General features: G+C 68.5%; 23 protein-coding genes and 1 rRNA gene. 1 reads left to right on the top strand and 23 read right to left on the bottom strand.

Annotated elements, in window-relative coordinates; genetic code table 11:
* Positions 1-60: 60 nt before the first annotated feature.
* The 22 genes from EV141_RS06940 to infC all read right to left on the bottom strand — a co-directional run bounded on the left by EV141_RS06940 (position 61) and on the right by infC (position 23,331).
* A 16S ribosomal RNA gene (locus EV141_RS06940) occupies positions 61-1,581 on the bottom strand.
* A 555-nt stretch (positions 1,582-2,136) separates the two neighbouring features.
* The gene (gene tyrS / locus EV141_RS06935; RefSeq protein ID WP_130485223.1) at positions 2,137-3,444 is read right to left on the bottom strand and encodes a tyrosine--tRNA ligase; all 1,308 of its coding nucleotides are present in this window, start codon (positions 3,442-3,444) and stop codon (positions 2,137-2,139) included.
* 12 nt (positions 3,445-3,456) lie between these two features.
* Positions 3,457-4,137 (bottom strand): DNA-3-methyladenine glycosylase, encoded by a 681-nt coding sequence (locus tag EV141_RS06930; protein WP_241969142.1) that lies wholly within the window; start codon positions 4,135-4,137, stop codon positions 3,457-3,459.
* Positions 4,138-4,157: 20 nt separating this feature from the next.
* Positions 4,158-5,561: an argininosuccinate lyase gene (gene argH / locus EV141_RS06925; protein ID WP_130485222.1), complete on the bottom strand. Its 1,404-nt coding sequence runs from the start codon at positions 5,559-5,561 to the stop codon at positions 4,158-4,160.
* Entirely contained in the window at positions 5,558-6,517 is a 960-nt protein-coding gene (argF, locus tag EV141_RS06920) for an ornithine carbamoyltransferase (RefSeq protein ID WP_130485221.1), read from the bottom strand. Before argF ends, argH begins: the two co-directional genes overlap by 4 nt.
* Positions 6,514-7,716 (bottom strand): acetylornithine transaminase, encoded by a 1,203-nt coding sequence (locus EV141_RS06915; RefSeq protein ID WP_130485220.1) that lies wholly within the window; start codon positions 7,714-7,716, stop codon positions 6,514-6,516. The genes argF and EV141_RS06915 overlap by 4 nt, the downstream gene beginning before the upstream one ends.
* Entirely contained in the window at positions 7,713-8,618 is a 906-nt protein-coding gene (gene argB / locus EV141_RS06910; protein ID WP_130485219.1) for an acetylglutamate kinase, read from the bottom strand. The genes EV141_RS06915 and argB overlap by 4 nt, the downstream gene beginning before the upstream one ends.
* On the bottom strand, positions 8,618-9,772 hold the full coding sequence (argJ, locus tag EV141_RS06905) for a bifunctional glutamate N-acetyltransferase/amino-acid acetyltransferase ArgJ (RefSeq protein WP_130485218.1): 1,155 nt from the start codon (positions 9,770-9,772) through the stop codon (positions 8,618-8,620). Before argJ ends, argB begins: the two co-directional genes overlap by 1 nt.
* Positions 9,769-10,815, bottom strand: coding sequence for an N-acetyl-gamma-glutamyl-phosphate reductase (gene argC, locus EV141_RS06900; protein WP_130485217.1), 1,047 nt, complete (start codon positions 10,813-10,815; stop codon positions 9,769-9,771). The genes argJ and argC overlap by 4 nt, the downstream gene beginning before the upstream one ends.
* 9 nt (positions 10,816-10,824) lie before the next feature.
* Positions 10,825-13,323 (bottom strand): phenylalanine--tRNA ligase subunit beta, encoded by a 2,499-nt coding sequence (gene pheT, locus EV141_RS06895; protein WP_130485216.1) that lies wholly within the window; start codon positions 13,321-13,323, stop codon positions 10,825-10,827.
* Positions 13,323-14,363, bottom strand: a complete 1,041-nt coding sequence (pheS, locus tag EV141_RS06890) for a phenylalanine--tRNA ligase subunit alpha (protein WP_130485215.1) — start codon at positions 14,361-14,363, stop codon at positions 13,323-13,325. Before pheS ends, pheT begins: the two co-directional genes overlap by 1 nt.
* A gap of 32 nt (positions 14,364-14,395) precedes the next feature.
* A complete protein-coding gene (locus tag EV141_RS06885) occupies positions 14,396-15,325 on the bottom strand; it encodes an amino acid ABC transporter permease (protein WP_130281823.1) in 930 nt (309 codons plus the stop codon).
* Positions 15,322-15,969 carry an amino acid ABC transporter permease gene (locus EV141_RS06880; protein WP_130281821.1) on the bottom strand — a complete coding sequence of 216 codons (648 nt, stop codon included), beginning with the start codon at positions 15,967-15,969 and terminating at the stop codon, positions 15,322-15,324. The genes EV141_RS06885 and EV141_RS06880 overlap by 4 nt, the downstream gene beginning before the upstream one ends.
* Positions 15,970-16,080: 111 nt before the next feature.
* The gene (locus EV141_RS06875) at positions 16,081-17,010 is read right to left on the bottom strand and encodes a glutamate ABC transporter substrate-binding protein (RefSeq protein WP_130485214.1); all 930 of its coding nucleotides are present in this window, start codon (positions 17,008-17,010) and stop codon (positions 16,081-16,083) included.
* A gap of 75 nt (positions 17,011-17,085) precedes the next feature.
* Complete coding sequence (locus tag EV141_RS06870; RefSeq protein ID WP_130485359.1) at positions 17,086-17,835, bottom strand: amino acid ABC transporter ATP-binding protein; 750 nt, start codon at positions 17,833-17,835, stop codon at positions 17,086-17,088.
* Between the two features lie 169 nt (positions 17,836-18,004).
* Positions 18,005-18,961, bottom strand: a complete 957-nt coding sequence (locus EV141_RS06865) for a TAXI family TRAP transporter solute-binding subunit (protein ID WP_130485213.1) — start codon at positions 18,959-18,961, stop codon at positions 18,005-18,007.
* Entirely contained in the window at positions 18,958-20,334 is a 1,377-nt protein-coding gene (locus tag EV141_RS06860) for a sensor histidine kinase (protein ID WP_130485212.1), read from the bottom strand. Before EV141_RS06860 ends, EV141_RS06865 begins: the two co-directional genes overlap by 4 nt.
* 2 nt (positions 20,335-20,336) lie before the next feature.
* Complete coding sequence (locus tag EV141_RS06855) at positions 20,337-21,008, bottom strand: response regulator transcription factor (protein WP_130485211.1); 672 nt, start codon at positions 21,006-21,008, stop codon at positions 20,337-20,339.
* A 16-nt stretch (positions 21,009-21,024) separates the two neighbouring features.
* A complete protein-coding gene (locus EV141_RS06850) occupies positions 21,025-21,840 on the bottom strand; it encodes a TrmH family RNA methyltransferase (RefSeq protein ID WP_130485210.1) in 816 nt (271 codons plus the stop codon).
* Between the two features lie 104 nt (positions 21,841-21,944).
* Positions 21,945-22,331 carry a 50S ribosomal protein L20 gene (gene rplT, locus EV141_RS06845; RefSeq protein WP_130485209.1) on the bottom strand — a complete coding sequence of 129 codons (387 nt, stop codon included), beginning with the start codon at positions 22,329-22,331 and terminating at the stop codon, positions 21,945-21,947.
* A gap of 34 nt (positions 22,332-22,365) precedes the next feature.
* The gene (gene rpmI, locus EV141_RS06840) at positions 22,366-22,563 is read right to left on the bottom strand and encodes a 50S ribosomal protein L35 (protein ID WP_130485208.1); all 198 of its coding nucleotides are present in this window, start codon (positions 22,561-22,563) and stop codon (positions 22,366-22,368) included.
* A gap of 63 nt (positions 22,564-22,626) precedes the next feature.
* On the bottom strand, positions 22,627-23,331 hold the full coding sequence (infC, locus tag EV141_RS06835) for a translation initiation factor IF-3 (RefSeq protein WP_130485207.1): 705 nt from the start codon (positions 23,329-23,331) through the stop codon (positions 22,627-22,629).
* A gap of 161 nt (positions 23,332-23,492) precedes the next feature.
* On the opposite strand from infC, the gene EV141_RS06830 reads away from it, so the two are divergent.
* The gene (locus tag EV141_RS06830; RefSeq protein WP_130485206.1) at positions 23,493-23,816 is read left to right on the top strand and encodes a DUF1844 domain-containing protein; all 324 of its coding nucleotides are present in this window, start codon (positions 23,493-23,495) and stop codon (positions 23,814-23,816) included.
* On the opposite strand, the gene EV141_RS06825 is transcribed toward EV141_RS06830, so the two are convergent.
* Positions 23,813-24,574 carry an SseB family protein gene (locus EV141_RS06825; protein ID WP_130485205.1) on the bottom strand — a complete coding sequence of 254 codons (762 nt, stop codon included), beginning with the start codon at positions 24,572-24,574 and terminating at the stop codon, positions 23,813-23,815. The two genes, EV141_RS06830 and EV141_RS06825, sit on opposite strands and share 4 nt — an antisense overlap.
* Positions 24,575-24,580 lie beyond the last annotated feature (6 nt).

Below are 24,580 nucleotides of genomic sequence, written 5' to 3'. Positions count from 1 at the left end.
GTTCGTCTCAGTTCCGGCTCTGGATGCAGCTGCCGAAGCAGCGCATCAGAAGCTCCTTAGAAAGGAGGTGATCCAGCCGCACCTTCCGGTACGGCTACCTTGTTACGACTTAGTCCTAATCACCGATCCCACCTTCGACAGCTCCCTCCTTGCGGTTGGGCCACTGGCTTCGGGTGTTACCGACTTTCATGACTTGACGGGCGGTGTGTACAAGGCCCGGGAACGTATTCACCGTGACGTTGCTGATTCACGATTACTAGCGACTCCAACTTCATGGGGTCGAGTTGCAGACCCCAATCCGAACTGAGACCGGCTTTTTGGGATTCGCTCCACCTTGCGGTATTGCAGCCCTTTGTACCGGCCATTGTAGCATGCGTGAAGCCCAAGACATAAGGGGCATGATGATTTGACGTCATCCCCACCTTCCTCCGAGTTGACCCCGGCAGTCTCCCATGAGTTCCCACCATTACGTGCTGGCAACATAGGACGAGGGTTGCGCTCGTTGCGGGACTTAACCCAACATCTCACGACACGAGCTGACGACAACCATGCACCACCTGTATAGAGACCTTGCGGGGCGTACATTTCTGCACGTTTCCTCTATATGTCAAGCCTTGGTAAGGTTCTTCGCGTTGCATCGAATTAATCCGCATGCTCCGCCGCTTGTGCGGGCCCCCGTCAATTCCTTTGAGTTTTAGTCTTGCGACCGTACTCCCCAGGCGGGGAACTTAATGCGTTAGCTGCGACACAGAAACCGTGGAATGGTCCCTACATCTAGTTCCCAACGTTTACGGCATGGACTACCAGGGTATCTAATCCTGTTCGCTCCCCATGCTTTCGCTCCTCAGCGTCAGTTACGGCCCAGAGATCTGCCTTCGCCATCGGTGTTCCTCCTGATATCTGCGCATTCCACCGCTACACCAGGAATTCCAATCTCCCCTACCGCACTCTAGTTTGCCCGTACCCACTGCAGGCGCGAGGTTGAGCCTCGCGTTTTCACAGCAGACGCGACAAACCGCCTACGAGCTCTTTACGCCCAATAATTCCGGACAACGCTTGCACCCTACGTATTACCGCGGCTGCTGGCACGTAGTTAGCCGGTGCTTTTTCTGCAGGTACCGTCACTTTCGCTTCTTCCCTGCTAAAAGAGGTTTACAACCCGAAGGCCGTCGTCCCTCACGCGGCGTTGCTGCATCAGGCTTTCGCCCATTGTGCAATATTCCCCACTGCTGCCTCCCGTAGGAGTCTGGGCCGTGTCTCAGTCCCAGTGTGGCCGGTCACCCTCTCAGGCCGGCTACCCGTCGTCGCCTTGGTGAGCCGTTACCTCACCAACTAGCTGATAGGCCGCGAGTCCATCCTTGACCGAAGTTCTTTCCAGCTAATGACCATGCGGTCTCAGCTCGTATCCGGTATTAGACGTCGTTTCCAACGCTTATCCCAGAGTCAAGGGCAGGTTACTCACGTGTTACTCACCCGTTCGCCACTAATCCACCAGAGCAAGCTCCGGCTTCATCGTTCGACTTGCATGTGTTAAGCACGCCGCCAGCGTTCGTCCTGAGCCAGGATCAAACTCTCCGTAAATGTTTATCTGCTCGGCAGCAAGCTGCCGGCACATTTGGTGTGAAGTACCGAAGTACCGCACGAGTTCAATCTGACTGAAGTTGAATATCTACTGACATTCGTTTCAATCCAAAGGAATCTCATCCGGTTGGTCGAGACCAACCGTCGAGGTTATTTGGCATTGACTTAGTGCACGCTGTTGAGTTCTCAAGGATCGGACGCTCCTGGTGGTCGGCCTCTCGACCGCCCTGCCAGGGCAACTTTCCTACTGTAACCACCCGGGAGACACTCTGCAAATCGGATGTTCCGGTGATCCGGACATCGTGTTGCAGTGTCTAACCTGCGGGGGGAGTTGGAATCCTACTTGGCGATGAGCGCACCCGCAAGGGCTGCTCTGTCTTGGAGGATTCAGGCCCGGTAGCTGGCTTCGAGCTTCTCGCTCTTTCCGCTCCGTCGGGCTGACAAGAGAAGACATTACGGGCGTTTGGGACACTCGGCAAATCTCGACCGTATCCCGGGCGTGTCGCGCCGAACTCCCCCGAGTTTCCGGGGGTTCCGGGCCAGACGCCGCCCCCGCTACCGCGGGAAGCGCAGCCCCGCGAGGGTCTTCTTGCCCCGACGAAGAACCGCGACTCCCCCGGCCAGGGCGGCTGAGCCCAGCAGCTGGTCCTCGCTGTCGACCTTCGCGTTGTTGACCGACACCCCACCCTGGGCGATCGCGCGCCGCGCGTCGCTCGCACTCGAGCTGAGCCCCGTCGCGACGAGGGCTGCCACGACGGTGTCGTCGGCCGTGACATCCGCCCCGGGCAACTCCGCGACGGCCGCGCGCAGCGTGGCCGCATCCAATTCGGCGAGATCCCCCTGCCCGAAGAGGGCGTGAGAGGCGGCGATCGCCGCGCGAACCGCATCCTCACCGTGCACGAGACCGGTCACCTCGAGAGCGAGCCGGCGCTGGGCGGCCCGGCGGAATGGTTCGTCGGCGACAAGACGCGCGTAGTCGTCGATCTCGTCACGGCTCAGGAAGGTGAACACCTTCAGGCGGTCAACCACGTCGGCGTCGTCGGTGTTGAGCCAGAACTGGTACATCGTGTACGGCGAGCACATCGCCGCATCGAGCCAGATGGCGTTGCCCTCGCTCTTGCCAAACTTCGTGCCGTCGCTGTTCGTGATGAGCGGCGTGCCGATGGCGTGCACGCTCACCCCCTCGGCCTTGTGCACGAGGTCAGTGCCGCTCGTCAGGTTGCCCCACTGGTCGCTGCCGCCGGTCTGCAAGATGCAGCCGTGCTGGCGGTACAGCTCGAGGAAGTCATAGCCCTGCAGAATCTGGTAGCTGAACTCGGTGTACGAGATACCGGCATCAGAGTTCAGGCGGGCGGCGACCGCGTCTTTCTTCAGCATCGTGCCGACGCGGAAGTACTTGCCCACATCGCGCAGGAAGTCGATGGCGCTGAGACCCGCCGTCCAGTCGAGATTGTTCACGAGCGTCACGGCGTTCGGGCCATCGGCCGACAGGAAGCGACTGACCTGCTGCTGCAGGTACCCCACCCACTCGGCGACGGTCTCGCGATCGTTCAACTGGCGTTCGGCCGTCGGGCGCGGGTCGCCGATGAGGCCCGTCGAGCCGCCGACGAGGGCGAGCGGGCGGTGGCCGGCAAGCTGCAGGCGTCGCATCAGCAGCAGCTGCACGAGATTGCCGAGGTGCAGGCTCGGCGCGGTCGGGTCGAAGCCGCAGTAGTAGGTGATCGGGTCGCCGGCCAAGACATCGCGCAAGGCCTCGGCGTCGGTCGAGACGTGCACGAGACCCCTCCACTGCAGCTCGTCCCAGAGGGTGTCGAAGCTGTCATCGAGGCGCGGCGCGGTCAGCGTTTCAGGGGCGTCGGTCACCCGACGAGGCTATCAGCGGGCGGGTGGTCGGCCGCGGGGAGCGGCCGCGCGATAGGGCGACACCGTCGGCTCGCCGGCGATCCAGAATCGCCAGGGATGCGCATCCCCATCGCCGCCCGGACCGGCGACGCCGACGCGGGGGCCGGTGGCGATCGCGGAGGCGGGGATCGCCGGGTGAACCTCGAGACGCAGCCGGTCGAGCTCGGGACGGTCGAGGGGCGCGAGCGGGGTGCCCGAATCGCCGAGCGTCACCCCGAGCGCTTGGGCGAGGCGGGCGGGGCCGCGCGCGAGGTCGCGGGGCGGGATGCGGCGGGTGGCGACTCCCCCGCGGCGGCGCTCGGTCGCGAGCACCTCGCCGACCACCACCTCGCCCGCGCGGATGAGCAGACCCGAGGCCGTGCCCGCCTCACCGCAGACCAGGTTGACGCAGGTGTGCATGCCGTAGGTGACGTACGCGTACACGTGACCGGCACCCAGAAACATGGGCCGCGTGCGCGGGGTTTCGCCGCGGAAGGCGTGCGATCCGGGGTCGTCGGAACCGCGGTAGGCCTCGACCTCGGTGATACGCACGGCGACTCCGCGGCCGTGCAGCACGGAGCCGAGCAGTCGCGGGGCGGCGTCGAGCGGGTCGGCGGCGAGCAGTGCCTCCGCGACGGGGTCGGGCAGCGCCGCGGTCCCGTCAGCAGCGGTCACGGAGTCGTTGCTCGGAGCCGTCACGCGAGGGCGGCGAGCCGCTCGTCGAGGTGCGCGCGCTGCGCGGCGACGGCGGACGCAGCGGTGCCGCCGACGCCCGAGCGTGAGGCGATCGAACCCTCGACCGTGAGCACGCTGCGCACCTCGCCCGTCAGTCGCGGATCGATGGACGCGTAGTCGGCGTCACTCGGCTCGTGCAGCTCGAGGCCCGCGCGCTCACAGTGCGCGACGAGCGCGCCCGAGATCTCGTGCGCCTCGCGGAAGGGCACGCCCTGCCGCACCAACCAGTCGGCGACGTCGGTGGCCAGCGAGAAGCCCTGCGGCGCGAGTGTCGCCATCCGCTCGGTGTCAAACCGCAGCGTGGCGACCATGCCCGTGAACGCGGGAAGCAGCACCTCGAGCGTTTCGACCGCGTCGAAGACGGGCTCCTTGTCCTCCTGCAGGTCGCGGTTGTAGGCGAGCGGGAGGCCCTTGAGCGTCGTGAGCAGCCCCGTGAGCGAGCCGATCATACGGCCGACCTTGCCGCGCGCGAGCTCGGCGATATCGGGGTTCTTCTTCTGCGGCATGATCGACGACCCCGTCGAATAGCCGTCGTCGAGGGTGACGAAGCCAAACTCGCGGGTGTTCCAGATGATGATCTCTTCCGCGAGGCGAGACAGGTCGACGCCAATCTGCGCGGCGACATACGCGAACTCGGCGACCAGGTCGCGGGCGCTCGTGGCGTCGATGGAGTTCTCGGTCGGGCCCGAGAAGCCGAGGCGCGCGGCGACGAGGGCCGGGTCAAGGCCGAGCGAGCTGCCCGCGAGGGCTCCGGCGCCGTACGGCGAGCGGTCGGCGCGCGCCGCGAAGTCGCGCAGGCGCTCGATGTCGCGCACGAGCGGCCAGGCGTGCGCCAAGAGGTGGTGCGCGAGCAGCACCGGCTGCGCGTGCTGCAGGTGGGTGCGGCCCGGCATGACCGCGCCCGGGTGCGCGTCGGCCTGGGCAGCGAGCGCCCCGATTAGCGCACGCAGCTCGTCGGCGATCACGCGGCCGTGGTCGCGCAGGTACATGCGGACGAGCGTCGCGATCTGGTCATTGCGGCTGCGGCCCGCGCGCAACTTGCCGCCGAGCTCCGGGCCTGCCTCCGCCACGAGCGCCGCCTCGAGGGCGCCGTGCACGTCTTCGTCTTCGGGGCGAGGGGCGAGCGTGCCGTCTCGGAAACGCGCCTCGATGCTCTCGAGTGCGGCGAGCATCCGCGTGAGCTCATCGTCGGTGAGATAGCCGGCCGCGGCGAGCGCCTCCGCGTGCGCCCGCGAGCCCGCGAGGTCGTACGGAGCGAGCTGCCAGTCGAAGTGGGTCGAGCGGCTCAGCCGCTGCAGTTCGGGCGAGGGGCCCGACGAGAAGCGGCCGCCCCAGAGCGAGCCCTCGTTGGTGGCGCCGCTCACGCGCGCGCCCCCGAGCCGCCGGCCGAGCGCGCGAGCAGCCACACCATCAGGGCCTTTTGGGCGTGCAGGCGGTTTTCGGCCTCGTCCCAGATCACGCTCTGCGGGCCATCGATCACACCCTCGGTCACCTCGTAGCCGCGGTCGGCGGGGAGGCAGTGCAGGAAGAGTGCGTCATCGGCGGCGTGCGCCATGAGCGCCTCATCGACGCGGTAGGGCGACATGATCGCGACGCGGGCGGCCTTCTGGTCTTCTTTGCCCATCGACACCCAGGTGTCGGTCACCACGACATCAGCACCCGCAACCGCCTCGCGCGGGTCGGTCGTCACGGTGATCGAGCCGCCCGTCTCGGCCGCGATGCGGCGGGCGTCGTCGAGCACGGCGGGTTTCGGGTGGTACTCGGCGGGGCTGCCGACGCGCACGTGCATGCCCGCGGTGGCGCCCGCGAGCAGGTACGAGTGCACCATGTTGTCGGCGCCGTCACCGATAAAGGCGACGGTGAGACCGGCGAGCTCGCCCTTGTGCTCGCGGATCGTCAGTAGGTCGGCGAGCAGCTGGCACGGGTGGAAATCGTCGCTCAGCGCGTTGATGACGGGCACCGTCGTGCCGGCCGCCATCTCTTCGAGGCCTGCCTGCGCGTAGGTGCGCCACACGATCGCCGACACCATGCGCTCGAGCACGCGCGCCGTGTCGGACGGCGTCTCTTTTCCACCCAACTGGCTGGAGGCGGTCGAGATGATGAGCGGCTGGCCGCCGAGGTCTGCGATGCCGACGGCGAAGCTGACCCGCGTACGGGTCGACGACTTGTCGAAGATCACCGCTACCGTCTGCGGGCCGGCGAGCGGGCGCTCGGCGTAGCGGTCAGCCTTCAGGCGGGCGGCGAGGTCGAGGATCTCGCGTTGCTCGGCGGGGGTGATGTCGTCGTCGCGCAGGAAGTGACGGGTTGCGGTCGCGGTCATGATGCGGCCTCCAGGCTCTCGGCGAACAGGGTCAGGAATTCGGCGATCTCAGCGTCGCCAATGATGAGCGGCGGGGCGAGACGGATGGTCGTGGCATTCGGCGCGTTGACGATCAGCCCGCGACGCATCGCCTCGTCGACAACGCGCTGGGCGACCTCGCCGGCGAGGCCCACGCCGAGGAGCAGGCCGCGGCCGCGCACCTCGGTGACGAGCGGGCTGCCGAGTCCGAGGATTCCGGCGCGCAGCTCGTCGCCGCGGCGGCGGGCGTTACCGACAAGGTCGGCACGCTCAATCTCGGCGAGGACGGCGTCGGCAGCGCCCGTTGCGAGCGGGTTGCCGCCAAACGTGGAGCCGTGCTGGCCGAGCGTGAACAGGTCGCTTGCGGCTCCCGTCGTGACGAGGGCCCCGACGGGCACTCCCCCGCCGATGCCCTTTGCGAGCACCCACGCGTCGGGGATGACGCCCTCGTGCTGCGTGGCGAACCAGTCGCCGGTGCGACCGGCGCCCGTCTGAATCTCGTCGGCAATGAGCAGCGCGCCGTGCCGGGTGGTCAGCTCGCGAGCCGCCGTCAGGAATCCCTCGGGTAGCGGCATGACGCCCGCCTCACCCTTGATCGGCTCGAGCAGCACCGCGGCGACGTCGTCGCCCATGGCCGCCTCGAGCGCCGCGAGGTTCGTGGGGATGTGCTCGGCGCCCGGAAGCATCGGCTCGAACGGTGCGCGCAGGGCCGGCTTGCCCGTCACGGCGAGCGCCCCCATCGTGCGGCCGTGAAAGCCGTTCTCGAAGGCGATGATGCGCGGGCGCCCGGTGCGACGGGCGAGCTTCACGGCCGCCTCGATCGCCTCGGCGCCCGAGTTGGCCGGGTACACGCGGCCCGTCTCACCCGCGCCCGTCAGCCGCACGAGGCGCTCGGCGAAGGCGATGCCCTGCGGTGTCGTCACGTAGTTCGAGACGTGAATCAGGCGCGCCGCCTGCTCGGCGACGGCATCCACCAGAGCGGGATGCGCGTGCCCGAGCGAATTGACGGCGATGCCGGCGAGAAAGTCGAGGAAGCGCCGGCCGTCGGCGTCCCATACGTATGCGCCCTCACCGCGCACGAACACGGCCTGCGGAACGGGAGCGGAGCGCATCGCGACGCGCGCGAATCGGGCGCGCAGAGCATCCGATTCGGGGGTCTGTTCGGGAAGGAGCGGGCTCATGCGGGAACCACCTCGGTGCCGAAACCCTGCTTCGTGAAGATCTCGAGCAGGATGGAGTGCGGCTGGCGGCCGTCGATGATCGCGGCGCGCTTCACGCCCCCGTCGACGGCGTCGAGGCACGCGGTCATCTTCGGGATCATGCCCGACTCGAGGCTCGGCACGAGGGCGCGAAGTTCTGACGCGGTGATGCTCGACACGAGCGAGTCGCGGTTCGGCCAGTCGCTGTAGAGGCCAGCGACGTCGGTGAGCACGATCAGTTTTTCGGCCTGCAGAGCGATCGCGAGGGCCGCGGCGGCGGCGTCGGCGTTCACATTGAGACTCTGGCCCGGGTGATCGACGTCGGGCGCGATCGACGAGACGACCGGGATACGACCGGCATCGAGGTGCGCGAACACCACCGAGGGGTCGACGTGAACGACATCGCCCACGTGGCCCAGATCGACCTCTTCGCCGTCGACCATCACGCCGCGCTTGCGCCCCTGGAAGAGGCCGGCATCCTCGCCGCTGACGGCGGCCGCCGATCCGGGAGCCGCCGCGTTGATGAGTCCCACCAGCTCGCGGCTGATCTGGCCACCCAGCACCATGCGCACGACGTCGATCGCCTCGGTGCTCGTCACGCGGTAGCCGCCGCGGAACTCGCTCTCGATGCCGAACTTGTCGAGCATCTTCGAAATCTGCGGGCCGCCGCCGTGCACGACCACGGGCTTCAGGCCCACCGTCTGCAGGTACACCATGTCGTCGGCGAAGGCCTGCTGCAGTTCGGGGCTGACCATCGCGTTGCCGCCGAACTTCACCACCACGATGCGGTCGCGGAATCGCCGCAGCCACGGCAAGGACTCGATGAGCGTCGCCGCCTTTTCGGAGGCGAGCGCGAAGTCGGCAGAGTCGTGGAGAGTCGTCATCAGCTGGAGTAGGCGCTGTTCTCGTGCACGTAGTCGTGCGTGAGGTCGTTGGTCAGAATCTCGGCACGGTGCGCGCCCGCCTTGAGGTCGATGTCGACGACGAGCGTGCGCGGGGTCATGTCGACCTCGTCGCGGGGTCGGTCGGGGCCGCCGGCGGCGCAGACGCGCACGCCGTTCATCGCGACGTCGACCGCGTACGGGTCAAAGTCGGCGCGGGTCGTGCCGATCGCGGCGAGCACGCGCCCCCAGTTGGGGTCGTTGCCGAAGACGGCGGCCTTGAAGAGATTGTTGCGCGCGACCGAGCGGCCCACCTCGACGGCGTCGTCTTCGGTCGCCGCGTTCGCGACGCGAATGCGGATGTCGTGGCTCGCGCCCTCGGCGTCGTGCTGCAGCTGTTCGGCGAGGCTCTGGCAGACGGCCGTGAGGGCGGCGGTGAACGCCGCCTCATCGGGAACGATTCCGGATGCTCCGCTCGCCATGAGCGTGACCTGGTCGTTCGTCGACATGCACCCGTCGGAGTCGAGCCGGTCGAAGGTGACGCGGGTGGCGGCGCGGAGCGCGCGGTCGAGGGTCGCGGCGTCGAGATCGGCGTCGGTCGTGACGACGACGAGCATCGTCGCGAGGCCCGGTGCGAGCATGCCCGCGCCCTTCGCGATGCCGCCGATCGCCCAGCCGGCCGCGTCGCGGTGCTCGGCCACCTTCGGAACGGAATCGGTCGTCATGATGGCGCGGGCAGCATCCGCCCCGCCGTCGGCGGAGAGAGCGGCGGATGCCGCCTCGACGCCCGCCAGCAGTTTCGGGCGATCGAGCTGCTCGCCGATGAGGCCCGTCGAGCAGACGAGCACCTCGCCCGCGCCCAGGTCGAGGGCTGCGGCGACGGCCTCGGCCGTGGCGTGCGTCGTCTGGAAGCCCTCGTGGCCGGTGAAGCAGTTGGCTCCGCCCGAGTTCAGCACGATGGCCCGCGCGCGGCCGTCGGCGATCGCCTGGCGCGACCAGATGATGGGGTTCGCCTGGGCGCGGTTGGAGGTGAACACGGCGGCGGCCGCGTCGCGGGGACCGGTGTTTACGATGAGCGCGAGGTCGGGCGCGCCAGAGCTCTTGAGCCCCGCGGCGATACCCGCGGCGGTGAAGCCGGCGGGCACCGTGACGGTCACGGGGCGACCCCGTCGATCGGAAGCCCCAGCGTTTCGGGCAGGCCGAGGGCGATGTTGAGCGACTGCACGGCGGCTCCTGCTGTTCCCTTCACGAGGTTGTCGAGGGCGACGATGATGACCGCGCGGCCCGCGTCGGCATCGAGGCCGACGCCGATCAGCGCGGTGTTGGCGCCGACCGTCTCAGCCGTTGACGGGTAGCGGCCGGCGGGCAACACGTGAACGAAGGCCTCGTCGGCGTAGCGCGCGACATACTCGGCGTGCAGCTGCTCGGCTGTGACGCCGTCGGCGACGCGCGCCGTGATCGTCGCGAGGATGCCCCGCGCCATCGGCACGAGCACCGGCGTGAACGAAATGGTCGGGCTCTCGGCACCCGCGAGGCGGAGGTTTTGCAGGATCTCGGGGATGTGCCGGTGCACGCCGCCCACGGCGTACGGCTGGGCAGAGCCGAGCAGTTCACTCGCGAGCAGGTTGGTCTTGAGCGCGCGGCCGGCGCCGGACGGACCGACGGCGAGCGCCGCCGTCAGGTCGCTGTCGCGGAGAAGGCCGGCATGGATGCCCGGGGCCAGTCCCAGCGAGACGGCCGTGACGTTGCATCCCGGCACCGCAACACGGCGGGCACCGGTCAGCACATCACCGTGGCGCGAGCCGTCGGCGTGCGGCAGTTCGGGGAGGCCATAGCTCCAGGAGCCGTGGTAGTCGCCGCCGTAGTAGCGGGCCCAATCGGCCTCGCTCGTGAGGCGGTGGTCGGCCCCGCAGTCGAGCACGAGCACGTCGTCGTCGAGCTCGGCAGCGATCGCGCCGGACGTGCCGTGCGGCAGGGCGAGCACCACGATGTCGTGGCCGCGCAGGTTCTCGGGCGTCGTCTCGACGAAGGTCAGGTGCGCGAGCGAGCGCAGGTGCGGGTGCACGTCGATGAGCGCGGCTCCGGCGTTCGAGTGCGCGGTGACCGTGCGCACCTCGAGCTCGGGGTGGCGCGCCATCAGGCGCAGCACTTCGCCGCCGGCGTACCCGCTCGCCCCGGCGATCGCGACGGAATACGGCATTGCTCTAGCTTAGGCCCGCAGGCTCGCCCCAAAACGCTCGGCGGCGAGCGCGAGGCCCGCCATCTTCGCCTCGGTGGCCTCGGCCTGGGTCAGTGTTCGGTCGGCGGCGCGGAAGCGCAGCGCGAGCGTCACCGACTTCGTGCCGGCCTCAACGCCCTCGCCGCGGTAGTCGTCGACGAGGGTCGCCGACTCGAGCAGCTCGCCCGCGCCCTCGACCACGGCCTGGCGCAGCTCGCCCGCGGGCACCTCAACCGGCACCACGAGCGACAGGTCTTGGGTCGCCGCCGGGTACGCCGACAGGCTCTCGGCGACGAGTTCGCCCTCTCCCAGCGCGATCAGTGCGTCGAGGTCGAGCTCGAGCACGGCGACCCGACGCGGCAGGTCGTGCGCGACGGCGATGCGCGGCAGCAGCTCGCCCGCGAACCCGACGGACTGCTCGCCGACAAACAGCTCGGCAGTGCGGCCCGGGTGCAGGGTGGGGTGGGACCCCTGGCGCACCTCGAGGGCGACACCCGCCGCGGACGCGACGAGGTGCGCGGCACCGAGCGCATCCGCGATGCCGGCCGGCTCGGCCGACTGGCCGATGCCGCGCGGCCGACGGTCGCCCGTCACGAGCACGGCGACGCGCCAGGGCTGCGGCGGGATGCTCGCGTTCAGGTCGGCGAGGACGTCATCGCTGGGGCGCGCCGAACCAAACGGCACGGCGTCGACGCCGTAGGCCACGCCCGCCTCGGGTCGGAAGACCCGACCCACCTCAAAGAGGGCCAGATCAAGCAGCCCCCGCGAGCGGTTGCGGTGGGCGGTGGCGACGAGCGCCGGGATCAGACTGCGGCGCAGGTGCGCGGCCTCGGCGTCGAGCGCGTTCGCCAGCCGCATGGTCGGCGCACCGTCGCCATCCATCAGGGCGACCTGGGCGGAGGTCGAGAACGGGTAGTTCAGCACCTCGCTGAAACCGGCGGCGGCGAGCGACGCGCCCAGCGCACGACGCACCCGCTGGGTGCGCGTGAGCCCACGGCCGGGCGGCGCGACGGGCAGCACGGCCGGGATGCGGTCGTAGCCGACGATGCGCGCCACCTCTTCGGCGAGCGAGGGCGCGTCGATGAGGTCGGGTCGCCAGCTCGGCGGCTCGACCATCCAGCCCTCACCCTCCAGGCGAATCTGGCAGCCGATCGCCGTCAGCGAGTCGGTGACCTCGTCGAGCGAATAGTCGACCCCGACGAGGCCGTCGACGTAGCCCTCTGGCAACGCGATGCTCTCGGGGCGCTTCGCTTCGATCCACTCAGAGCCGAGCGTGTCGATCGTGCCACCGGCGAGCTCAACCAGCAGCTCGGCGACGCGCTGTGCGGCGGGCGCGGCAACGAGCGGATCAACGCCGCGCGCGAAGCGCTTCGACGCTTCGCTCGGCAGCTTGTGACGGCGAGCGGTGCGGCTGATCGAGACCGGGTCGAAGTTGGCCGACTCAATGAGCACGTCGGTCGTCGCGTCGCTCACCTCGGTGCTGGCGCCCCCCATCACGCCAGCGAGGCCGATGGGCCCCGACTCGTCGGTGATGAGCAGATCTTCGGGGTCAAGCGTGCGCGACTGATCGTCGAGGGTGGTCAGCGTCTCCCCCGCGACCGCGCGTCGCACGACGATGCCGCCGCTGAGCCGCGACAGGTCGTACGCGTGAATGGGCTGGCCGAGCTCGAGCATCACGTAGTTGGTGATGTCGACCGGCAGCGAGATCGAGCGGATGCCGGCGAGGCCCAGCCGCGCGATCATCCAGGGAGGAGTCGGACGCGTCGGATCGAGGCCGCGCACGACCCGCGTGACGAAGACATCGCAGCCGCGACGACCGCGAATGGGAGCGTCATCGCGCACCTCAACGCTGAAGCCGTCGGCCTCACCGACCTCTCGGGCCTTGGCCGGATCGCGGAACGCAGCGCCCGTCGCGTGCGAGTACTCACGGGCGATGCCGCGAATCGACAGCGTGTAGCCGCGGTCGGGGGTGACGTTCACCTCAACGGCCACATCGTCGAGGCCGAGCAGCGCGATGGCGTCGGTGCCGACCTCGGGGTCGAGCCCGAGCGTCACGAGGCGCAGGATGCCGTCGTGCTCGTCGCCGAGGCCCAGCTCGCGGGCGCTCGCGATCATGCCGTCGGAGACGTGACCGTAGGTCTTGCGAGCGCTGATGGGGAACGGGCCGGGCAGCACCGAACCGGGCAGAGCGACGACGACCTTGTCACCGACGTGGAAGTTGTGCGCACCGCAGACAATGCCGCGCACCTCGGGCTCGCCGGAGTCGCTCGGGCCGGTGCGCACCTGGCACCAGCGGATCGTCTTGCCGTTGGACTGCGGCTCGTCGACGTACTCGAGCACCTCCCCCACGACGATGGGGCCGGTGAGGGATGAGCCGTGGATGGCCTCCTCCTCAAGCCCCACCTTGACGAGGGCGGCGTGGACGTGGTCGGCGTCAGCGCGCTCGGGCAGCTCGACCCACTCGCGAAGCCAAGACAGGGGAACGCGCATCAGGCACTCACTCCGAACTGCTGGGTGAACCGCACGTCGCCTTCGACCATGTCGCGCATGTCGTGCACCTCATTGCGGAACATCAGGGTGCGCTCGATTCCCATGCCGAACGCGAAGCCCTGGTACACCTCGGGGTCGACGCCGGCCGCGCGCAACACGTTCGGGTTGACCATGCCGCAGCCGCCCCACTCGATCCAGCGCGCACCACCGCGGAAGGTGGGGTGCCAGACGTCAAGCTCGGCGCTGGGCTCGGTAAACGGGAAGTAGCTGGGGCGCAGACGAATGCGGGCGCCCTCGCCGAACATCGTGCGGGCCATGTGTTCGAGCGTGCCGCGCAGGTGCGCCATCGTGAGGCCCTTGTCGATCGCGATGCCCTCGATCTGGTGGAAGACCGGGGTGTGCGTCGCATCCAGCTCGTCGGTGCGGAACACGCGGCCCGGCGCCACGACGTACAACGGGAGGCCGCGCTCGAGCAACGCGCGCACCTGCACGGGGCTCGTGTGCGTGCGCATCAGCAGGTGCGCATCCTCTGGCTCGACGAAGAAGGTGTCCTGCATCGCGCGGGCCGGGTGGTCGGGGTCGAAGTTCAGCGCGTCGAAGTTGAACCACTCGTTCTCGAGCTCAGGGCCTTCCGCGACCTCCCACCCCATGGCGACGAAGATGTCGCTCATCTGCTCCATGAGGGTGGTGAGCGGGTGGCGGCCGCCGGCGAGCCCGAGCGGGGCCACGGCCGTGACGTCGATCGCTTCAGCGGCGAGAGCACGAGCCTCCTCGTCGGCGGCGAGCGCCTCCTCGCGCGCGGCGAAGGCCTGCTGAACGCGGCCGCGGGCCTGGCCCACGAGCTTGCCGAGCGCGGCCTTCTGCTCGGCGGGCACGTCGCGCAGGCTCGCATTCAAGCGGGCGAGGGCGGACTGCTCACCCGCGTGAGCGGATCGGGCGGCTTTCAGCGCGGCGGTGTCGCCCGCGGCGTCGATGGCGGCGAGCGCCGCATCGACGGCCGACGCAACGGCGTCGTCAGTAATAGGGAGGCTGTCAGGCACGAGCACCGAGTCTAATCGGGCCGCGCTGCACGCTAGTTGCCTCCGTCGCCGCCTCCGTGGTCGCTCGGCGGCGCGACCGGTGGTTGCGCCTCGGAACGCCGGGTTCGAATGGAGGCAATCGCCGTGGTGTCGGCGTTCTCGCCCGTGGTCTTCCGCGCGGCGCGGCGGCTCGCGCGACCCGCGGGATCACGAGACGCAAGGCGCCGGGCGAGCATCGACAGCACGAGGTTCACGATGAGGAATGCAAAGAGGGTGATCACGAAGAACGAGAACCCGTACTGCGAGAAGCCGTAGAACTCGGCGAGAGTGCGCTGGCGACGCACAAGCTCTTCCAGGCCCACGATGTAGCCAAGCGAGCTGTCCTTCAGCAACACGACGAGCTGCGCAACGATGATCGGCGTCATGGCCCGGAACGCCTGAGGGAACTCGACCAGCAGGCGAGTGAGCAGGGGCGTCATGCCCAGGGCGAGACCAGCTTCACGTTGACCCTTGGGAAGTGCGACGATGCCGGCCCGGAGTGCCTCGCCGATGATGGCCCCGTTGTACAGAGCGAGCCCCATCACGACGGCCCAGTACTGGGACGTGGCAAACATGATGAGGATGAAGAACATCATGAGCAGCACCGGCATGCCGCGCAGGAACTCAAGGACGACCGTGGTGGGAACGCGAACTACCTTCAGTCTGGACAGTCGCAAGAGAGCGAAGACACTGCCAAGAAGCACGGCAAGAACGCTCGCGATCGCCGCGACCTGAAGCGTGACGAGCAGGGCGCCGCCCAGCGCGCCCCAGACCACCGGGTCGCGGAAGACATCCCAGCGATCGGCGTCGAACAGACCCTCGCCCGTCAGCGTGACAATGACCCAGGCGAGGGCGCCGGCGAGGGCGATTCCCGTGATGATCGACGCGATGAGTGCGCGTCGGCGCGCACGCGGCCCCGGGACGTCATAGAGAACGGAGGTCATCGCAACACCGCCACCTTCTTCTCGAGCTGGTCGGCGAGACGGCCCAGCGGGATGGTGATCGCGAGATAGCACGCGGCGACCACGAGGAAGATCGCGATGGTCTCGTCGGCGTAGTTGTTGGCGAGGCGACGACTCGAGGCGAAGAGTTCGAAGACGAGGAAGCCGCCCGCCACCGAGGTGTTCTTCGTCAGGGCGATCGTCACGTTGATGAGCGGCGGGACGACCGTACGGATCGCCTGGGGAATGATCACGAGGCTTGCCGTCTGACCGAACGTGAGCCCGAGGGAACGAGCGGCCTCTGCCTGACCGGACGGAACCGAGTTGATGCCCGAGCGGATCGCCTCTGCATAGAACGGAGCGGTGTAGAGCGTGAGTGCGGCGATCGCACTGATCTGGAAGTCAACGATGACCCCCAGCCGCGGCAGCACGAACACCAAGAGGAAGAAGACGAGGGTCAGGGGCGTATTGCGTAACAGCTCAGTAAACCCAGCCGAGACCCAACGAAGGGTGGGAACCGGCGAGATGCGCATCGCCGCGAGCAGGATGCCGAGGGGAACTGCGAGAAGCACAGTCAGCGCGAGCATCCTCAGCGTCGAGAGAAAACCCTCGAGGAGGACATCGCCACTCTCAATGAGGAATTGCACGCTCAACCGTCCTCAGTTGTGTGAATCGGGGTATCGGGGCGGGGCGCCCGATGGGCGGCCGCGACGCGCGAGGCGTGCAGCCACCCACCGGGAACCGTCGGTGTCTCTCGCCTAGTAGCGGTCGACCATCGGGGGCTCGGGTACCTCGAGCACCGTGCCCGCGGTCTCTTCGTAGAGACGCGCCCACGTGCCATTGGCGAAGGCTTCCTCGAGCACGTCGTTGATGAACGTGCGGAAGGCGTCGTCACCGAGGGGCAGGCCGATGCCGTAGGGCTCCTCCGTGAAGGTCTCGCCCAGCAGCTCGAACTCGCCGGGGTTCTGGTCAACGAAGCCCGAGAGAATCACGTTGTCGGTGGTCACTGCGACGACCTGGCCGTTACGCAGCGGGTCGAGGCAGTCGCTGTATCCACCGGCGGCGAGCAGCTCGGCGCCGTACTCGTCGGCAATCGTCGCGGCCGGGGTCGAACCCTCGGCCGAGCAGACCGGCAGGCCCGCGAGGTCCTCGGGGCCGGTGATGCCCTCGGGGTTGCCCGCCTGCACGATGATGTCCTGACCGGCGATGAAGTACGGCCCGGCGAAGTCGATGCGCTCCTTGCGGGCGTCGTTGATCGTGTACGTCGCCACGACAATGTCGACCTGGTCCGACTCGAGGAACGACTCGCGAACGGCCGACTGGGCCTCGGTCCACTCGATGTCCTCGAACGCGATGCCGAGCTCGGCGGCGATGAGCGCCGCAATCGCCACGTCGAAGCCGACCGGGGTGCCGTCAGGGCCCTGCAGTCCGAACAGCGGCTGGTCGAACTTCGTGCCGACACGCAGAGTGCCGGCCTCAGCGATCTCCGCCATGGTGGTGCCGGCTTCGAACTCGGGGTTTTCGGCGATCTCGAGGTTGTAGGGGCCATTGCCGGTGGCGGTCGACGGCGCGTCACCCTCGTCGTCGATGCCGCCGGGGCCGGCGCTACCGGCGGGGGCGCATGCCGTCAGGCCGAGCAGCAGCATCGCTGCCGCGCTCGCCAGAGTGGTTTTCCGTGTCAGTCGCATGTGCAGTCCTCCAGGGTTTCGTGTGGTGGTGCTGTGTGTGTTGCAGGACGGCCACGTGCTGTCGTGGCCGCCACGTCAGTGGCTGAGGATCTTCGACAGGAAGTCCTGCGCGCGAGCGCTCTTCGGCGCGTCAAAGAACTCGGTGGGCGTCGCCTCTTCGACGATCTGACCGTCGGCCATGAACAGCACGCGGTCAGCGGCGCGGCGCGCGAAGCCCATCTCGTGGGTGACCGCGATCATCGTCATGCCGTCTTTGGCGAGCTGCACCATGACGTCGAGCACCTCGTTGATCATTTCGGGATCAAGGGCACTCGTCGGTTCGTCGAGCAGCATGAGCTTTGGCTCCATGGCGAGCGCGCGAGCAATCGCGACGCGCTGCTGCTGGCCGCCCGACAGCTGCGCGGGCATCTTCTGCGCCTGATTGGCGACGCCGACGCGATCGAGCAGTTCCATGGCTCGCTTGTCAGCATCCGATGTGGATGCGCGACGCACGCGGGTGGGCGCGAGCGTGACGTTCTCGAGAACCGTCTTGTGCGCGAAGAGGTTGAACGACTGGAAGACCATGCCGACGTCGGCGCGCAACTGGGCGAGCGCCTTGCCCTCTGCGGGAAGCGGCGTGCCATCGATGCGGATCTCGCCGCTGTCGATCGTCTCGAGGCGATTGATCGCCCGGCAGAGCGTCGACTTGCCCGAGCCACTCGGCCCAATGACGACGACGACCTCACCCTTGGCGACAGTGGTGGTGATGTCTTTCAGTACGTGCAACTCACCGAAGTGCTTGTTCACGTTCTCGATCGCGACCAGCGGTTCAGACACCCGCGCCATCCCTTCGAATTCGACCGGCATCCACCAGCGATGCTGCGCACCGACAGTGGTGGCACGGGATCACGGTAGGTCGACGCTCGGCACCGGTCACGGGCCTTGAGCGTTTCTTGAGCGTGGGTAACGCGCCCGCAACGCGGTCGAAATGAGCTCGCGACGTCAGCGGGACGAGCTAGTCGCGGGCGTCGCGGTAGTACGCCACCGCACCCGGGTGCAGGCTCACGGGATCAGTGAAAATTGCCTGCCGTCGGTCGAGGAGCGCGGCCGCCGGAACGTCGGCGGCGATCCGAGAACGCGAATCGAACAGTGATGCCAGCAGTGCGACGACCTCGTCGTCGCTCGTGCTGTCGGCGACCATCAGGTAGTTCGGCACCGTCATCGTCGCCGTCGCCTCCGCGCGACCGTACGCGCCGATCGGAAACTCCGCGAGACGGTACACGCCGCCGTGTTCGGCGTTCACGCGCTCGACGGTCGCCGACTCGATCGACAGCAGCCGCGACGGCGTGTCGGCAAAGAGCTCGGTGAGGCCGGGCGTCGGCAGCCCGCCCACCCAGAAAAACGCTTCGATGTCGCCGGCGCGCAGCGCGGCGATCGATTCGGCGAGCCCGAGCTCTTCATCGGTGACGTCCGCCGGGGAGACGCCCGCGGCATCCAAGACGCGTCGTGCCACCAAGTTGACCCCCGAGCCGGATGCGCCGAGGGACACGGCGCGCCCCTCCAGATCGGCCAGTCGCGCAAGGTCGGAGTCGGAGCGCACGACGACGTGCACGTACTCGTCATATAGCCGCGCGATTGCCGCGACCGGCAACGGCTCAGGGAAGGCTCCCGCACCGGCCACCGCGTCAGCAGCGGCATCGCTCTGCGCGAAACCGAGCAGCGCGCGGCCGTCGCCCACGCGCTGCAGGTTGTCGACCGAGCCGTTCGTCTCGTCAACCGTCACGGCAGCACCGAATCGCGCCGAATACTCCTCCGCGAGCTCGGCTCCGAAGCTGTAGTAGACGCCGGTGACGCCGCCGCCCGCGATGGCGAAGCGATCGGGAACGGGCGAGGGCGCGCATCCTGCCAGGGTCGCGATCACCGCGACGATGGCGAGCGCCCGCGCCGCGATTGAACGTCGGGTCTGCCTCATGCGGCGAGCTCCGGACTCAGTCGCAGGTGCACGGCGAGGCCTCCCCCGTCGGGCGCCTCGATGCGCAGCTTGCCGCCAATCGAATGCACCAGGTCGGTCGCGATGGCGAGGCCGAGCCCCGAGCCGGGGGTCGATCGGTTGCGGGGGCTGCGCCAGAAGCGGTCGGTCAGGTGCGCCAGTTCCTCCGTGTCGACGCCCGGCCCGTTGTCGCGCACCACGATGTCGACGCCGCCATCCGATTCGGCGACGGTGACGACGACGCGCGTACCCGAGGGCGAGAACTTCACCGCGTTGTCGATGACGGCGTCCAGAGCGCTTTCGACGATCACGCGGTCGGTCGCGATCGAGACCGGGGCATCGCCGCGAAGGACGAGCGACACCCGCGCCTGCGTGGCCCGCTGCCGCCAGGCATCGAGCCGACTGCGCACCAGTTCGGTGATGTCGACGCGATCGGCCACCGCGTCGCGCTGGCCGCTGCGCGCCAGATTCAACAGGGTGTCGAGGATGCGCGTCATGCGCCTGCCCTCCTCGCGCGTCTCCTCAATGTCGCGGGTCCACTCATCGCCGAGGCCCGTCGCCAAGTGCTCGACGCGTACGAGCAGGGCGCTCAGCGGGTTGCGCAGCTCGTGGGAGGCATTCAACGCGAATTCCTGCTGCCGCGACATGGTGCGCTCAATCTCGTCGGCCATGCGGTTGAACAGCAGAATCATGCGGCGCAGCTCGGGAGGGCCCGTGTCATCCGCAATGCGTGACTCGATCTCGCCGCGTTCGATCGCCTCCATCGCGCGGTCGACGCGACGGACGGGGCGCAAAACCCAGTCGGACAGCCGGAACACAATGACGAGACCCACCGACGTCGCGAGCACCGCGCCGAACAGCACGAGCACCCACTGTTCAAGAATCGCCTCCCGCGCGACGTCGACGTTGGCCTCCACGACGACCGCGCCGATCGCATCCCCGTTATCGAAGACGGGTTCAACGATGACGAGCTCGGTGAACTCCCACGGCGCCCCCGGTTGGGGCAAGTCGCCGCGACGGCCGGCCAGAGCGAGCTGAATCTGCGCCGTCGTCGCCTCATCGAGCACCGTCGCGTCGTCGCCGCCCGTCGCCCAGGGTGCACCCGAGCGGTCTACCACGACGACGCCGGTGCCGTACACCTCGGCGTAGCGCTCGGCCTCGCGGGTGACGAGCTCGGGGCTGCCCGAACGCAGCGCCTGGCGCGCGTTAGTCACAAAGTAGGCCACGTCGCCGACCAACTCGGTGATGTGTTCCTGTTGGATGCTGCGCGCGGCGCTCCACGCATACGCGCCGCCCAGCACCAATAGCACCGCAATGAGCGGCACCAGAAAGACCACGACGAGCCGGCGACGCACCGTCAGCTCCCGACGACCCGGTAGCCGACGCCCCGGACCGTCTCGATGACGTCAACGCGGCCCGTCTTGCGACGGATTGAGCCGACGTGCACTTCGAGTGAGCGGCTGTACGCGTGCCAGTCGGTCTGCCAGACCTCGCGAATGATGCGCTCGCGCGGCACCACGACGCCGGGGTATCGGGCGAGGGCCGCGACGATGTCGAACTCGGTTCTCGTGAGGTCGACACTCTCGCCGTCAATCGCGAGCTGACGACTGGCGAGATCGATCCGCAGACCTGAGAGGGTGATCACCTGATCGTGGTCGGGCTCAGCGACGGCGGTGCGCCACCGGCGCGTGACCGCCTCGATGCGGGCGACGAGCTCGAGCACGTTGTAGGGCTTCACGACGAAGTCATCGGCGCCCGCGCGCAGCCCGCGAATGCGCTCCTGCACGTGACTGCGCGCCGTCGCGATGATGATCGGCACGCCCGAACGCTGCCGAATGAGCCGGCACAGCTCGATGCCGTCCATGTCGGGCAGCCCGAGATCGAGCAGCACCACCTCGGTGTCCGCGCCGAGCGACTCCATCGCCTGCGCGGCGTCCGATGCGCCCGTCGTCGCGTAACCGGACTTGCGCAGGTACGCGCGGAGCGCATCCATCAATCGATCGTCGTCCTCGACGATCAGCACGCTCATCGCGCGCCCCTCGGGGTCACTGGTCGCCCGCCGCCGCGCGCTGCGCGAACGCGCTCTCGTACAGGCAGACGGCTGCGGCTGTGGCGAGATTCAGCGACTCAGCGCTGCCGTAGATGGGCACGATCACGGCGCGATCGGCGCGCGTCAACTGCTCGGTCGTGAGGCCCCGGGCCTCGTTGCCGAACAACCACGCGGTCGCGCCATCCAGGTCGCCCTCCGAGCGCGCCGCCAGCAGGTCGTCACCCGAGATGTCGGCGGCAAGCACGCGAATGCCCGCCCCCCGGAGTGCGTCGAGCGCCTCGTCGAGATCGACCCCGACCACCACCGGCACGTGAAACAGCGAGCCGGTCGTCGCCCGGACGGCCTTGGGGTTGAACGGGTCAACGCTCGTGCCGGTCAAGATGACGGCGTCGGCGCCGGCCGCGTCGGCCACGCGAATCACCGTGCCCGCATTGCCGGGGTCGCGCACCTCCTCAAGCACCGCGACCAGGCGCGGGGCGGATGCGACGATCGCCTCAAGCGACGACGGGAAGGTCTCACAGACCGCCACCATGCCCTGCGGGGTCACCGTGTCGGCGATCGCATCGAGCACCGCGTCGGTCACGATCTCCACGCGCACCTCGGCCGCGCGGGCATCCCGCATGACGGCGCCCGCACGATCGCGCGCCTGCGGCGTCACGAAAATCTCGCGGACGAGCTCGGGGCGGAAGCGGATCGCCTCGGCGACCGCCTGGGGCCCCTCGACAAGAAACAGGCCCGTCTCGGCGCGCTGATTCTTCTTCGCAAGCTTCGCCGCCGCGCGCACGCGGGGCGAACGCGGGTTGTCGATCACGCGCTCATGCTAGCGATCGCCACCGAATAGCCGGTTAACGCGACGATGGCGCGCCCTCCCCGAATCGGGGTGGACGCGCCATCGATCAGGATGCGCGGTGCGGGTTACGCAGCCGTCTTCGGCGCCGAGGTGTCGGCCGGCAGCGCCTTCTTCGCGGTCTCGACCAGCGTCGCGAACGTGGCGGGCTCGTTCACGGCGAGCTCGGCCAGCATGCGACGGTCAACCTCGACACCGGCGAGCGCGAGGCCCTGGATGAAGCGGTTGTAGGTCATGCCGTTCTGGCGGGCAGCGGCGTTGATGCGCTGGATCCAGAGGCGACGGAACTCGCCCTTGCGTGCGCGGCGGTCGCGGTACGCGTAGACGAGCGAGTGGGTGACCTGCTCCTTCGCCTTGCGGTACAGGCGCGACCGCTGGCCGCGGTAGCCCTCGGCGCGCTCGAGAATGACCCGACGCTTCTTCTGGGCGTTAACCGCCCGCTTGACTCTCGCCATCTTCTTTCGTCCTTACCTTCGTCGTGTCTCGGCGTTACTTCTCGCCGATGAGCTTCTTGATGACCTTCGCGTCCTGAGGGGCGAGCACCTGCTCGCGGTTCAGTCGGCGGGTCAGCTCGCTCGACTTCTTCTCCAGGTTGTGACGCATGCCGGACGACTGCTTCATGACCTTGCCGGTGCCGGTGGTCTTGAAGCGCTTCTTCGCCCCGGAGTGGGTCTTCTGCTTGGGCATGTCTTCCTCGTTTCGTTGCGGGGTGCTGCACTCGCCCTCAGGGGCGGTGAAGTGGTGGGGGCGCTACTCGCCGGCCGCGTCGGCGGTGTCGCCGTCGTCGGCGCGGCCCTGACGGACCGCCTTGGCCTCGGCGCGAGCGGCGTTCTGCTCGGCCTTCGCCTCCGACTTGTTCTTGACCGGCGCGATGATCATCGTCATGTTGCGGCCGTCGATCGTCGGCTTGTTCTCGACGATGCCGAGCTCGGCGACATCTTCGGCGAAACGCTGCAGCAGACGGACGCCCATCTCGGGGCGGGACTGCTCGCGCCCGCGGAACAGGATCATGGCCTTGACCTTGTCGCCGGCCTTCAAGAAGTTCTCGGCGCGCTTGCGCTTCGTTTCGTAGTCGTGAGAGTCGATCTTCAGACGGAACCGCACCTCTTTGAGCACGGTGTTGGCCTGATTGCGTCGGGCCTCTTTCGCCTTCTGAGCAGCCTCGTACTTGAACTTGCCGTAGTCCATGATCTTGACCACGGGGGGCTTCGAGTTCGGGGCAACCTCGACGAGGTCGAGATCGGCTTCCTGCGCAAGGCGCAAAGCGACTTCAACCTTTACGACGCCGACCTGCTCGCCTCCCGGCCCGACAAGTCGGACCTCGGGAACGCGGATGCGGTCGTTGATTCTCGGTTCGCTGATGGCGACTCCTCTGACGAGTTTCTCGGATGCTGGCGGCCGTACCGAGGCGGTCTCGGCTGGCCCGATCGAGGAGTGCAATTCCACGGCGCGCATGGCCGCGTCAGCCCCTAATCTCTCAGCCCGTACAGCGGCTGAGGGAGGCATGGCGACCCGGTAACCTAGTGATTCGGTCAAGCGCGGGTGGGAGCGAACTCCACTTTCGTACCGGGGAACGTGCCCCGGAGCCCGCCCAAGAATAGCAGAACGAGGTCACCATGGACACCGCCGCCCGCGATATCGCCGAGGTCCCCGCGGTTGAGATCATCAACGCCGCCTGCGTGCACCTCTTGAGCGCGGCCGCCGTGAAGTGCGGGCTGTCGGAGAACGGCGAGGCCGAGATGGACCTGGCCGAGGCCCGCTCGCTCATCAACGCCCTCGCGGGGCTCGTGACCGCCGCCGCTCCCGAACTGGGCGACCACCACGCCCGGCCGCTGCGCGACGGCCTGCGCTCGGTGCAACTCGCCTTCCGCGAGGCAAGCGCCTTCCCCGACGCGCCCGGCAAGGGGCCCGGCGAGAAGTGGACCGGGCCGGTTATCTAACGCGGCGCAACGATCGGTTGCACGCTCATCGAGTCGACGCGCTGCGTCACGAGCTCGTCTGACGCCCAGGCTGCGCTCATGGCGGCTATTGCCTGGCGAATCTGCTGCTGCTCAGCGGCCGGGTCGTAGGCGAGACGCACGACCACCTCGGGCCCGGCGCCGGTCGCCTGCGGGTCGCCCGGAACCACCGACACGGCCCAGATTTCGGGATGCGCGGCGGCGGGCGCCGAGATCGCCTCGACCACCGCGTCGTCATCGACCGCGGGGATCCACGGCACCGACTGCGCGATCGCCCACACGGCGGGCCGCGGCAGGACCGTCAACGTCTCCGAGCGCGGGTCGATGACGACCCGGTCGGTGTTCTCGGAGGCCGCCGCGAGCGCCACGCGCACGGCGTCTGCCGGCACGGGGCGCGCATCCGCACGCCAGGCGGACATCGCGGCCGTCGACGAAAAAACCGGGAGCACGGCACGACCATCTGGACCCTCGACCGTGATGATCGACAACTCCTGCGACTTGTCGACGAGCTGGCCGCTCGCGCCCACGCCGGTCTCCCCCGCCACCGCGACCAGCGGAATCAGAAAGCGGCAGTCGCGGATCACGTCGACGAGCTCAGCGAGACTCGCGCGCCCGGCGCGAAACGCGGAGTGCGCCTCGACGAACGCGGCGGGCGCCGTGCCGTCGTCGGTGGCGTTCGGATTCGGTTCGAACGAGCGCCCCTTCCAGGGCTGGCCGGCGGAATCCGTCGGGCCCGACACGATCAG

The organism is Microcella putealis (assembly GCF_004216575.1).
GTDB classification, from domain to species: Bacteria; Actinomycetota; Actinomycetes; order Actinomycetales; family Microbacteriaceae; genus Microcella; species Microcella putealis.
The sequence above is the reverse complement of the archived record's forward strand: the minus strand, read 5'-3'. Positions and strand labels throughout refer to the sequence as shown.